General features: G+C 72.8%; 8 protein-coding genes. 3 read left to right on the top strand and 5 right to left on the bottom strand.

Annotation, left to right across the window (positions count from 1 at the left end; all coding sequences use genetic code 11):
* Window positions 1-214: 214 nt before the first annotated feature.
* Window positions 215-577, bottom strand: a complete 363-nt coding sequence (locus A3CQ_RS0126300) for a nuclear transport factor 2 family protein (RefSeq protein ID WP_020513939.1) — start codon at window positions 575-577, stop codon at window positions 215-217.
* A gap of 74 nt (window positions 578-651) precedes the next feature.
* On the opposite strand from A3CQ_RS0126300, the gene A3CQ_RS0126295 reads away from it, so the two are divergent.
* Together A3CQ_RS0126295 and A3CQ_RS0126290 are read left to right on the top strand one after the other, a co-directional pair.
* Entirely contained in the window at window positions 652-1,584 is a 933-nt protein-coding gene (locus A3CQ_RS0126295; protein ID WP_020513938.1) for a daunorubicin resistance protein DrrA family ABC transporter ATP-binding protein, read from the top strand.
* The gene (locus tag A3CQ_RS0126290) at window positions 1,581-2,333 is read left to right on the top strand and encodes an ABC transporter permease (RefSeq protein ID WP_020513937.1); all 753 of its coding nucleotides are present in this window, start codon (window positions 1,581-1,583) and stop codon (window positions 2,331-2,333) included. Before A3CQ_RS0126295 ends, A3CQ_RS0126290 begins: the two co-directional genes overlap by 4 nt.
* Here the strand turns inward: A3CQ_RS0126290 and A3CQ_RS0126285 are convergent.
* Window positions 2,317-5,418: an ATP-binding protein gene (locus tag A3CQ_RS0126285; RefSeq protein WP_026206220.1), complete on the bottom strand. Its 3,102-nt coding sequence runs from the start codon at window positions 5,416-5,418 to the stop codon at window positions 2,317-2,319. The genes A3CQ_RS0126290 and A3CQ_RS0126285 overlap by 17 nt on opposite strands.
* Window positions 5,419-5,428: 10 nt before the next feature.
* Window positions 5,429-6,658, bottom strand: a complete 1,230-nt coding sequence (locus tag A3CQ_RS0126280; RefSeq protein ID WP_245577335.1) for a cytochrome P450 — start codon at window positions 6,656-6,658, stop codon at window positions 5,429-5,431.
* A 141-nt stretch (window positions 6,659-6,799) separates the two neighbouring features.
* On the opposite strand from A3CQ_RS0126280, the gene A3CQ_RS0126275 reads away from it, so the two are divergent.
* Complete coding sequence (locus A3CQ_RS0126275) at window positions 6,800-10,873, top strand: trypsin-like peptidase domain-containing protein (RefSeq protein WP_051115355.1); 4,074 nt, start codon at window positions 6,800-6,802, stop codon at window positions 10,871-10,873.
* On the opposite strand, the gene A3CQ_RS0126270 is transcribed toward A3CQ_RS0126275, so the two are convergent.
* On the bottom strand, window positions 10,870-11,442 hold the full coding sequence (locus tag A3CQ_RS0126270; RefSeq protein WP_245577334.1) for a GNAT family N-acetyltransferase: 573 nt from the start codon (window positions 11,440-11,442) through the stop codon (window positions 10,870-10,872). The two genes, A3CQ_RS0126275 and A3CQ_RS0126270, sit on opposite strands and share 4 nt — an antisense overlap.
* 40 nt (window positions 11,443-11,482) lie before the next feature.
* Window positions 11,483-12,259: an alpha/beta fold hydrolase gene (locus A3CQ_RS0126265; RefSeq protein ID WP_245577333.1), complete on the bottom strand. Its 777-nt coding sequence runs from the start codon at window positions 12,257-12,259 to the stop codon at window positions 11,483-11,485.
* Window positions 12,260-12,281: the final 22 nt, after the last annotated feature.

Here is a 12,281-nt window from a genome sequence, read left to right as displayed (position 1 = left end):
CCGACGCCGGACGCCGAAGGAAGCCGTTGCCCGGACCGGGGCCGGACGCCGGACGGAAGCCGCTTCCCGGACCGGGCTCGCAGGCAGGTCACCTCCGGCGTCGCATCAGGTCAGAACGTGAACACCAATTCCCGGCGCCGACAAACCTCGGGGAAGGCGCGCGCTCGTGGGCTGTCCAGTCGTGTGTCGGGAAGTGGCGGCGGGGTGGTTGCCGTCAGGCGTTGGCGAGCGTGCTGAACTGGATGCCCGCGAGTTTCCAGCCGTCGGGCTGCTCGACCCACGTCTGGCTTGCGCGGACGGTCAGGGCCATCTCCTGGTCGCGCCAGATCGAGCGGCTCCGTTGGACGTACCGGATGATGATTGCCCGGTCGTAGCGGCTGATCTCGACGTCGGTGCTCTCCAGGCTGGTGTAGGCGAAATCGGCGAACTTGGCGATCCACTGGGCCTTGTCGAGGACGTAGCCCTGGTCGCCGATGGAGCGGAAGTCGTCGGTCAGCAGAGTGTGCAGCGTGTCGGTGTCGGCGTGGAGCTCGGCCTCGTCGAAGGCCCGCAGCAGCGAGTGGGCATCTGAAGTCACGAGGCGATTTTGCCCGACAAACCGTGTCAGGGGCGTGTAAGGGCCGTGACAGGGCGGGCGCGGAGGCTGGGCTCATGAGAAGTTCAGCGATTGCGATTTCGGGGCTGCGTAAGGCGTTCGGGGACAAGGTTGTCCTCGACGGGATCGACCTGGAGGTGCCGGCGGGCACTGTTTTCTCGCTGCTCGGGCCGAACGGCGCGGGGAAGACGACGACCGTGAACGTGCTGACCACCCTGATGAAGGCCGACGGCGGGACGATCCGCGTCGCCGGTCATGACGTGGCCGGCGAGGCCAAGGCCGTGCGCAAGGCGATCGGCGTCACCGGTCAGTTCGCGGCGGTGGACGAGCTGCTGACCGGGCGGGAGAACCTGCAGCTGATGGCCGACCTCAAGCGGGTCGACCGCCAGATCGTCACCACCCTGCTCGAGCGGTTCGACCTGGTCGAGTCGGCGCAGAAGATGACGTCGACCTACTCCGGTGGCATGCGGCGCAAGCTCGACCTGGCGATGACGCTGGTGGGCAGCCCGCAGATCATCTTCCTGGACGAGCCGACGACCGGGCTCGACCCGCGCAGCCGCCGGACGATGTGGCAGATCATCCGCGAGCTGGTGGGCGCCGGCGTCACCATCTTCCTCACCACCCAGTACCTCGACGAGGCCGACCAGCTCGCCGACAAGGTCGCGGTGCTCGACCAGGGCCGCGTGGTGGCCCAGGGCACCCCGGCCGAGCTCAAGCGGCTCGTCCCCGGCAGCCACGTCCGGCTCCGCTTCACCGACCCCCGCGACCTCGACGCGGCCGTCCCGCTCTTCGCCGGCGCCACCTGCGACGAAGAGTCGCAGACCCTGCAGATCCCGAGCGACGGCGGCACGAAGTCGTTGCGCGCCGTGCTGGACCGGCTCGACGAGCACTCCCTGGAGGCCGAGGAGCTCTCCGTGCACACGCCGGATCTCGACGACGTCTTCCTTGCACTGACCGGGCACGCGAGCACCGAGGAGACCGCGAAATGAGCACCGTGACCACCGACTCGGCGATCATGATTCGCCGGAACTTCAAGCACACCCTCCGGAACCCGACCACCGTCTTCAACGCGGTGCTGTTCCCGGTGATCATCATGTTGATGTTCGTATATCTGCTGGGTGACGCCTTCAGTGTTGGCGTCGACTACGTGGACTACGCGACGCCGGGCATGATCCTGCTGGCCATCTGCTACGGGCTCGGCGCCACCGCGACCGGCGTGAACTCCGACATGACCAAGGGCATCATCAACCGGTTCAAGGTCATGGACGTCTCCCGGGGCGCGGTGCTCTCCGGGCAGGTCATCGGCAGCATCGTCAACAACGTGCTGGCCGTCGCCGCCATCATCGGGACGGCGTTCGCGCTGGGCTTCCGGCCGTCGGCGAGCTTCGTCGACTGGCTCGGCGTGGCCGGCCTGGTGCTGCTGGTCGGTTTCTCGATCGGCTGGCTCACCGTCGCGCTGGGCCTGGCCGCGAAGAGCGTCGAGACCGCCGGCCTGGCCACCGTCCCACTGATCATGCTGCCGTTCCTCAGCACCGCGATCGTGCCGGCCGACAAGATGGGGCCCGGCGCGCGGCAGTTCGCCGAGTACCAGCCCTTCACGCCGATCATCGAGACCTTCCGCGGCCTGCTGTTCGGCAACCTCCACGCGAGCGACGCCATCGCCGCCATCGCCTGGTGCGCCGGTCTCGCCATCATCGGGTACGCGTGGGCGACGTCCACGTTCAAGAAGCGAGCGTGACCTCGACCAGGTGAGGGCCGGCCTCGCCCGAAGCGGCCGCCTCGGCGAACCCCGTGTCGCCGAGGCGGTCGCGCACCGCCTGCGAGATGCGGGTCACGTCCGGGTGTGATCGATCCTGCAATCCCCGCACCGAGGCGCTCGCCGCGAGCAGCCGAGCCGCCTGCTCGTGCTCCCCGCGGCGCAACGCCAGATCCGCGACCCCGACGATGACCCCCGCGATCAGGTGCGCATGGCCCGACTCGGACGCCGCCGCATAGGCCGCCACCCGATGCGCCCGAGATTCGTCGAGAGAGCCGGCGATGTAGCCGAGCGCGTCGTGCACCGCCGCCCGGATGTACGGCTGCGAGGCCTCCGCCCCCAGCAACTCCGTCGCCACGCCGATCTGCCGCCGCGCCTCCCCGGCGTCGCCCGACCACCGGGCGAGGTCCGCCTTGGAGAACGCCAGCTCGGACAGCGCCTCCGGCCAGTTGACCCGGGCCGACGACCGTTCCGCCTCGGCGATGGCTGCCGCACTGGCGGCGGCGTCGCCCAGCAGCCAGAACAGCCGGGCCTGCCGCGCCCGCATGCGGATGACGTCCTCGGTGGCGCCGACCTCGGCAACGACCCCGATGGCCTCGTCGTAGTACGAGCACGCGCGGGCGAACGAACCCCGCGACGCGATGCGGTCGGCCAGCTCGGTCAGCGCGAACGAGATCCCGAACCGCTCGCCGATGACCCGGAACTCGGCCAGCGCCTGCGCCAGATAGTCGTCCGCCTCGAGACCACCCCGCCCGAGCTGCACCCGCATCTTGCCCAGGTGCAACCGGGCGAGCGCGCGAACCCACGGATCCCGGTCGTCCAGCAGCGGGGCGAAGGCATCGAGGGCTTCCTCCGGCGCCCGCAGCAGGCGCTCCAGCGGGACGACCAGCGCCAGCGCCGGGTGCCGGCCCCGGCCGGTGCGCTGGCTCGACTCGTACGCCCGGTGGATCCACTCGGCGATCTGCTGCTCGCCGCTGCGCCCCGAGCTCAGGAACATCGTGACCAGGCCGTACACGGTCGCCCGGGTTTCGTCGGGCACCTCGCCCGACAGCTCGGCCGCCGCGAGGGTCAGCGCCTGCCCCTCGGCCTTGTGCCCGCCCAGCCACCAGTACCAGCCGGCGGCCGCGGCCAGCCGCATGGCCGCGGGCGCCTCGCCGGCCGCCAGTGCCCCGCGCATCGCCGAGGCGATGTTGTCGTGTTCCGCCTCCAGCGTGGCCAGCCAGGAGAGTTGACCGGCCCGGCGGAGTTGCGGCTCGGCCGTCTCGGCCAGCTCGGTGAAGTACGCGAGGTGCGCCCGCGTCGCCGCCTCCGCCTCCCACGCCTCGGTGAGCCGCTGCCGCGCGTACTCCCTGATCGTGCCGAGCATCCGGTAGCGCGGCGTGCCGTCGCCCACGGTGACCAGCAACGATTTCTCGGCCAGCGAGGTGAGCAGCTCGAGCACCTCGCCGGGCTCGACCCCGGCCCCGGCGCAGACCCGCTCGGCCGCCTCCAGGCTCGCCCCGCCCGAGAACACGGACAGCCGGCGCAGGACCTTCCGCTCGGGCTCGGCGAGCAGCTCCCAGCTCCAGTCGACCACCGCGCGCAGCGTCCGGTGCCGCGGCAGCGCGGTGCGGCTCCCGCCGGTCAGCAGGCGGAACCGGTCGTCGAGCCGGTTGGCCAGCTGGTCGAGCGACATGGTGCGCAGCCGGGCCGCGGCCAGCTCGATCGCCAGCGGCATCCCGTCCAGCGCCCGGCAGACGCGCGCCATCGTGGACAGCGTCGGCACGTCGAAAGCGAGGTCCTTGCGCACCGCGCCCGCCCGGTCGCGCAGCAGGCGTACGGCCGGAGAGGTCTTGATCTCGCCGGGATCGGCGCCCTCGCCGGGCAGGGCGAGCGGCTCGACCTGCCACACCGCCTCGCCGGTGATGCCCAGCGGCTCCCGGCTGGTCGCCAGGATCCGCAGCCGCCGGCACTCGCCGAGGACGCGGTAGGCGAACGCGGCCGCCTGATCGATCACGTGCTCGCAGTTGTCCAGGACGAGCAGCGCCTCCCGCTCGCCGACCGCCGTGATGAACCGGTCCGTGAGATCCGCGTTCGGCACGGGAGCGTGCAGCGCGTCCCGCAGCCCGAGCCCGGCCAGCGCCGCCTGCGCCACGTCGGCATCGAGACCGATGGGGGCGAGCTCCGCCAGCCAGGCGCCGTCCGGCAGCTCGTCGAGCAGCGTGCGCGCGGTCTCGGCGGCCAGCCGCGTCTTCCCGGTGCCGCCCGGCCCGATCAGCGTGGTGAGCCGATGCCCGGCGACCAGCTCGCGGACCGCGGCGACATCACTCTCCTTGCCGACGTAGCTGGTCAGCTCGGCCCGCAGGTTGGTCCGGCGCTCCGGACGCGGCGACGACGAGGCACGCAGCAGCGCCACGTGCAGATCGGACAGCGCGGGCGAGGGATCGACGCCCAGCGTCTCGGCGAGGGCTTCCCGGGCGCGCTGGTAGACGAGCAGGGCCTCGTTGTCGCGCCCGGCCGCGACCAGCGCCCGCATCAGCGCGGCAACCAGCCTTTCCCGTACGGGATGAAGCGCGACCAGGGAGGTCAGCTCGGCGACCAGCGACGCGCCGTTGCCCAGGCCGACCTCCGCCTCGAAGTGGTCCTCGAGGGCGGCCAGCCGCATCGCCTCGAGCCGGGCGACCGCCGCCTCGAGCGCCGTGCTGTCCGGCAGCCCGACGTCCTGCATGGCGGCGCCGCGCCACAGATCCAGCGCCGGTCCGAGCGAGCCCGCCGCGACGAGCCGTTCGAAGCGCACCGCGTCGACGGCCTCCGGCTCCACGGCCAGCCGGTAACCGTCGAGGTGTCCCTCGATCGACCCCGGAGGCAGCGCCTTGCGCAGCCGCGACACCAGCCGGTGCAGCGAGTTCGTGGCGTCGGCCGGCGGCTGCGAGCCCCAGATCCAGTCGGCGAGCGTCGCCTTCGGGACCACCCGGCCCGGCTCGAGCGCGAGGGCGATCAGCAGCGCGCGCAGCCGGGCGCCCGGCACGTCGGCGAGGGCGCCGTCGTCCAGGCGTACCTCGAAGGGCCCGAGCAACCCGATCCGCACGCCGGCCATCTCAGTCCAGGGTCACCGGGAGCGCGTCGAGGCCGAACACGATGGAGGCCCGGCGGAAGTTCAGCTCGGCCGGCGGCACGGCCGGCGCCATCGCGGGGAAGCGGCGGACCAGGGCCGGGTACGCCGTGCGCAGCTCCATCCGGGCCAGCTCGGCGCCGATGCAGCGGTGGATGCCGAAGCCGAACGCCATGTGGTTGCGGTTCGGGGTGCGCGCCGGGTCGAGGCGGTCCGGATCGTCGCCGATCAGGTCGTCCCGGTCGGCGCCGCTGAGCGAGCACATGACGACGTCGCCCGCCCGGATGTCGGCGTCTCCGACGCGTACGTCATGAACGGCGACCCGGGGGAAGGCCACCTGCACCACGGTGAGGTAACGCAGCAGCTCCTCGACCATCAGGTCGACGCCCTCGCCGGCCCGCATCTTGTCGGCCATGATCGGATTGGTCATCAGGACGAGCGCGCCCAGCGCGAGCATGCTCGCCGACGTCTCCAGCCCGCCGGTGAGCACGCCGTCGGCCAGCCCGGCCAGCTCGCGGTCGTCGATCTCGTCGCCGTGGTTGCGGATCAGCGAGCCGAGCAGGCCGTCGCCGGGGTTGCGCCGCTGCGACTCGATCAGCCCGCCCAGGTAGCTGAGCGACTCGCTGATCGCCCCGAGCGCGGCGCTGCCGGCCTGGCCCAGGTCGAAGCGGGCCGTGCTGAGCTTCTGGAAGTAGTCCCGGTCGCCGTACGGGACGCCGAGCAGCTCGCAGATCGTGAGCGCCGGGAGCGGCAGCGCGAAGTCGTGCCAGAGGTCGGCGGTGCCGCCCAGCTCGGCCATGGCGTCGAGCCGGCCGGCCACGATCGCGTCGATGCGGGGCTGCAGGCGCGCGAGACGGCGCATGGTGAACTCGGGGGTCAGCACCTTCCGCAGCCGGGTGTGCACCGGCGGGTCGGCGAAGCCGAGGCCGCCCGGGTCCTGCCCGACGCTGATGCCGACCCGGCCCGCGAACTTGCTGAAGTCGTTGCTGTAGCCGTCCACGCTGGCCAGCACCTGCCGGACCGGCTCGTAGCCGGTGACCAGCCAGGCGCGCATGCCGAACGGCAGCGGCATGCGGCTGACCGGGCGCTCGGCGCGCCACTGCGCCATCCGCGGGATCGGGTCGAGGCCGTCCCGGTGCAGCGGCCAGAGGATCTTGTCGGGCAGCATGGACAGCGAGAACCGGCGCGTCACCAGCCCCACCATCTGTGACCGCATCGCGGACACCATCGCCGTCATGCCCACCGGGTCCTCCAGTGCGTCCGCCGGATCGTTCGGAGCATGATCACACAAGAGCGCAAGCCCCCGCTCTCCAGTGTCGCTCTGGACGGTAGCTCACCGTGCTGGAAGTATCGACGCATGGTAGCCGCCGGGCCGGGGCATGACCCGTGGACCGTGGCGCTGTTCGCCGCGGCCGACCCGCGCGCGGCCCTCGGCTGTGGCGTGCTGATCGACCGGCGACGGGTGCTGACCTGCTGGCACGTTGTCGACGGCAAGCACGACCTCTTCGTCACCTTCCCCAAGGCGGGCGTGTCGCGCGCGGTCCGGCGCCAGATCCATGAGGTACGGGGGAGTGCGGAGTCCGACATAGCGGTCCTTCAGCTGGACGAGCTCGCCCCGCCCGAGGCGACCCCGGCGCCGCTGCGCAGCCCCCTCCCGCGGGCCCTGCACGGCGACCAGTGGTGGGCGTTCGGCTTCCCGCGCGATTCCCCGCTCGGCGCCGAGGCGCACGGCCGGGTGGGCGGTCCCCTCGCGTACGGCTGGATCGGATTGGAAACCCGCTCGCGGTACGTGGTCAAGACCGGATTCAGCGGAGCCGGCCTGTGGTCGCGCGACTTCAACGCCGTCGTCGGCCTGGTCGGGCAGGCCCGCGCCGGCGGCGAGCGGGCCGGCGACGCCCAGGCGATCACCGTGCACCAGATCGACCAGGACCTGCCCGAGGAGAAACTGCGCGAGCTGACCGCCTGGTCGGTCGCGGCGGCCGGCGACACCGCGCTCGAGGCCTGGGGCTGGACGCTGCGCGAGGACGTCGAGGCGGTGCGCCACTGGCGTCCCCGGGCGCGCGGTGTCTCGATCGACACCGAGGGCGGCTACCGGTTCCGCGGCCGGGGCGCGGCCCTCGCCGAGATCGTCGACTGGCTTCGCCGCTCCCGGCCCGACCCGCGGGTGCTGGTCGTGACCGGCTCCCCGGGCGTGGGCAAGTCGGCCGTGCTCGGGCGGATCGTGACCACCGCCGACAAGGACGTGCGGGCCGCGCTGCCGGCCGACGACCGCAACGTCTCCGCGCCGATCGGCTCGGTGGCCTGCGCCGTGCACGTCAAGGGCAAGACCGCGCTCGATGTCGCGGTGGAGGTGGCGCGGGCCGCCTCGGTGCGCATCCCGCACACGGTCGACGAGCTGGTGCCCGCGCTGCGCGACCGGCTCGCCGCCGAGCAGGGCCGGCGCCACTTCAACCTGATCTTCGACGCGCTCGACGAGGCGGCCAACCCGCGCCAGGCCCGGCTGGTCGTGTCCTCGCTGCTGCTGCCGATCGCCCGGCAGTGCGCCCGGCACGGCGCCCAGGTGATCGTGGGCAGTCGCCGGGTCGACGACGGCGGCGACCTGCTCCAGGCGTTCGGCCGGGGCACGCCGCTGATCGACCTCGACCGCCAGGAGTACTTCGCGCCGGCCGACCTCGAGGACTACGCCGAGGCGACGCTCGCCCTGCTCGGCGCGGAACGCCCCGGCAACCCGTACGCGGATCATGCGGTCGCCGCCCCGATGGCCCGCCGGATCGCCGCGCTCGCGGACAAGAACTTCCTGATCGCCGGCCTGATCGCGCGCTCGCACGGCCTTTACGACACGACGGCGGTCAGCCCGGACGACCTGTCGTTCACCGCGACCGTCGACGAGGCGCTGGCCGCGTACCTCAAGCGCCTGCACCCGGTCGACGGCGTTCCGGCCACCACCGTGCTCACCGCCCTCGCCTACGCGCAGCCGCCCGGCCTGTCCACCGACGTGTGGCAGGTCGCGCTCGAGGCGCTCGGCGTCACGATCACCCGCGAGGCGCTGGCCAAGTTCGTCGTCTCGTCGGCCGCCAACTTCCTGGTCGAGTCCAGCACCGACGCCGGAACCCCGCGCTTCCGCCTCTTCCACCAGGCCCTCAACGACGCCCTGCTTCGCGGGCGGGAGAGTGGTGGGTTGCGCCAGGGCGACGAGCGATCGCTCGCCGGGCAATTGATCGCGTACGGCCGGAGCACCGGCTGGGCCCGCGCCGACCCCTACCTGCTCCGGTCGCTGCCGGCGTTCGCGGCCCGGGCCGGCATGATCGACGCCCTGCTGACCGACGACGCGTACCTGCTGCACGCCGACCTGCCCCGCCTGACCCAGCTGGCCGAGCACGCCGCCACCAAGGAGGGACGCGCCCGGGCCCGGCTGCTGCGGCTCACCCCGCACGCGATCCGGGCCGCTCCCGCCGAGCGGGCCGCGATGTTCGGTGTCACCGCCGAGGTCGAGCGCCTGGGCAACACGTTCACGACCTGGCGCGGCCTGCCCTACCGGATCCGCTGGGCGTCGGTGCCCAGCCGGGCCGAGCGCACCGCCCTCGAGGGCCATGCCGGCGCGGTCCGGGCGATCTGCGCGGTCACCGTCGACCGGCGGACCCACGTGGCGACGGCCGGCGACTACCCGCACGTGCGCCTGTGGAACCCGGCCAGCGGCCGCCACTGGGAGCTCCCGATGCGCGACTCGCGGTTCCTGGCGCTCTGCGCGGTCCGGGTCGACGGCCGTCAGCTGCTGGCGGCGGGCGCGCCCAGCGGGAAGATCTGCTTCGTCGACCCGCTCGAACGGCGCCCGGCCGGCACGCTGAGCGGCCCCCCGGTGCCGGTACGGGCACTGTGTCAGGTGACCATCGGCTCGCAGGCGTACCTGGCCGCCGGCGGCGACGACGGCATGGTGCGCATGTGGAGCCTCGCCGACGGCCGTTCCCGCGCCTTCCTCGGCCACGTCGGCCCGATCCGGACGATCTCGGCGGTCCGGACCGGCGACCGCGAGCTGCTGCTCACCGCCGGCGACGACTTCACGGCCCGGATCTGGGACCCGGCGACCGGCCGCCCGGTGAACACCTTCGACGGTCACATCGACGCCGTCCGGGCCGCCTGCGCGCTGGTCGCCGGCGGCCGCCCGCTGATCGCCACCGCCAACTTCACCGACGTGCGCCTGTGGAGCCTGGGCCCCGGCCGCTCGACCGCCGAGACCCTGCCCGGCCACCAGAAGGCGATCCGCGGCATGGCCCCGATCGGCGTGGCCGGCCAGTCGCTGCTGGCCACGGCCGGCGCCGACGGCGACGTCCGGGTGTGGGAGCCGGTCGGCGGCAAGTGCCTGCGCGTGCTCAGCGGCCACACCGACGCGGTCACCTCGATCTGCACGGTCACCCTCGACGGCACCGACCTGCTCGCCACCGGCAGCCGCGACCGCACGGCCCGCCTGTGGGACCTGACCGCCGACGACATGCGCCACGGCCCCGACGGCCGTGGCGGCCGGGTCAGCGCCGCCTGCCCCGTCCGAGCCGGCAACCGCCAGCTGGTGGCGGCCGTCGACGGCAACAGCGGCGTGATCCGCCTGCAGGACGTCGAGACCGGCGCCGAGACCCGCACCCTGGGCGGCGTCTCGGAGACGGTGACCGGCATGTGCTCGGTCAACGACCTGGTCACCTCCGCCACCGCCACCGGCACCCTGCAGACGTGGGACCCGATGTCCGGCCCCCGCCAGACGAAGTTCCGCCGCTTCGAAACCCTCCAGGCCATCTGCCCGTTCCGCGACGCCGACGGCGCCCCGCTGCTGGCGATAGTCGGCAACCGCCGCATCTACCACTACCGCCCCGACGCCGACCGGGTGGTGGCGAGGCACCGGATGGGCGGCTTCCTCCCGGCGGATGACGTCTTCAGCCACCTGCACACCATCCACACGGCCTGCCAGGCGACCCCCACGATGCTGGCCACCGCCGGCAACGACGAGACCATCCTGCTCTGGACCCCGGGCGGCCGCCTCCTGGACGCCCTGCACGGCCACCGCCGCCCGGTCCGCTCCCTGACCAGCGTCACCGTGGACGGCCACACCGTGCTGGCCAGCGGCAGCGACGACCAGACCGTACGCCTGTGGAACCCGGCGACCCGCGAGTGCGTGGCCGTCCTGACCGGTCACCTGGACGGAGTGGACGCCGCCTGCCCGGCAACCGTCGACGACCGCCCGATGCTGGCCACCGGCAGCCGCGACCGCACAGTCCGCGTGTGGGATCTGGCGAGCCGCTCACTGGCCCTGGCGATCCCCGTCCACCATCCCGTGCTGGCCTGCCTGGAGGTGGCCAACCTGCTCTTCGTCGGCCTGACCGCCGGCTCCCTGGCCCTGGACCTCAACACCCGCCGCAACGAGCTGGCCCACTTCCAGGAGATCTAGGAAGAGGCCGCGAGGCGCTCGCCTCGCAGGCCCACGCAGTCCTGGGACCAGAAGACGTCGGAGTAGACGAAGGTGCCCGTCATCCATTCCTCGTACGAGGAAAGCTTGGCGACCTGAAACGCGCCGGGCGGGTAGCGCAGTGAGGGCGGACGGAAACCCAGCTTCGTGGCATCGGCGAAGCCGCGCTTGCCGTAGTAGAGCGGGGAGCCCTCCAGAAACACCAGGGGAACCCCCAGGCCGTCGGCTCCCGCGAGGGCGTGTGCCACCAGTCGGGTACCGATTTCCTGGCGCTGGAACTCCGGCAGTACCCCGAGGGGCGACAGCGAGAACACGTCCACGAGCCGGGGCAGGGCGTCCAGCCGGCAGGCACTGAGCATCACATGGCCGACCACCCGCTCGTCAGCGGTGGCGACGAACGACAACGGGGTCAGTGCGGCCGGGGCGGCGCGCAGCGCGTCGACGAGCGCGGGAACCCGCTCGCCGTCCCCGAATGCCCGCCGGTGAACGTCCCGTACGACCTCGTGATCTTCGGCCCGTTCCGGCCGGACCACCACCTCAGGCGAACTCACGGCGCCAGGCTAGCCGTGGGGCGATCGGCGCGCGATTCGATTAACGCGCCCGGTCGAGGAAATCGACGACGAAGGGCAGCGTCCGTTGCAGCGGGCCGGGATCGCCGGCGGCGGCCAGCTCGCCCAGATAGTCGCCGTGATTGCCCGGGACGACGAGCAGGCGAGCCTGCGGGATCAGGGAGGCGAGCAGCACCGCATGCTCACGGCGGACCACGTCCTGGTCGGCCACGACGATCAGGGTGGGCGCGGCGATCGAGGCGAGCACCGAGTCGGGCCAGTCCGTGAAGCCGGTCAGCATCTGTTCCCGGTCCAGGTGGAACATGCGCTCGGCGTGGGCGGGATCGCCGCTGACCGCGAGGTCGGCCTCGCGATAGGGCTCGGGCAGATCGGCGTACGTCCCGGCCGCGAGGCCCTCCCAGAAGCCGTCGATCATGCCGTCCCGGCGGAAGGGCGCGGAGGCGGCGATGAGCCGCCGGACCGCCCGCGGGTGGCGGGCGGCCAGTTGCATCGCGACCTGGCCGCCGTTGCTGAAGCCAAGTACGTCGACCGGCGCGGCGCCGATCTCGTCGAGCAAGGCCGCGACCCCGTCCGCCGAGCCCTCGAAGGAGGCCGGCGACGTGCCCGCGCCGGTGCGGCCGTGCCCTTGGAGCTCGACCGCCAGCAGCTGACGGGAGTCCTCCACCACGGGGATCAGGCGCCCCCAGTTGGACTCGATCGTCGACCCGCCGCCGTGGATGAGCAGCAGGGGAGCGCGCCCCTCCTGCGGCTTGCCGTGCCATTCGTAGTAGAGCGGAAGCTCGCCCGTGGAGTAGCTCACGACGGCCAGCATAGAGACGAGT

Source organism: Paractinoplanes globisporus DSM 43857 (genome assembly GCF_000379645.1).
Taxonomy (GTDB): domain Bacteria; phylum Actinomycetota; class Actinomycetes; order Mycobacteriales; family Micromonosporaceae; genus Actinoplanes; species Actinoplanes globisporus.
The sequence above is the reverse complement of the archived record's forward strand: the minus strand, read 5'-3'. Positions and strand labels throughout refer to the sequence as shown.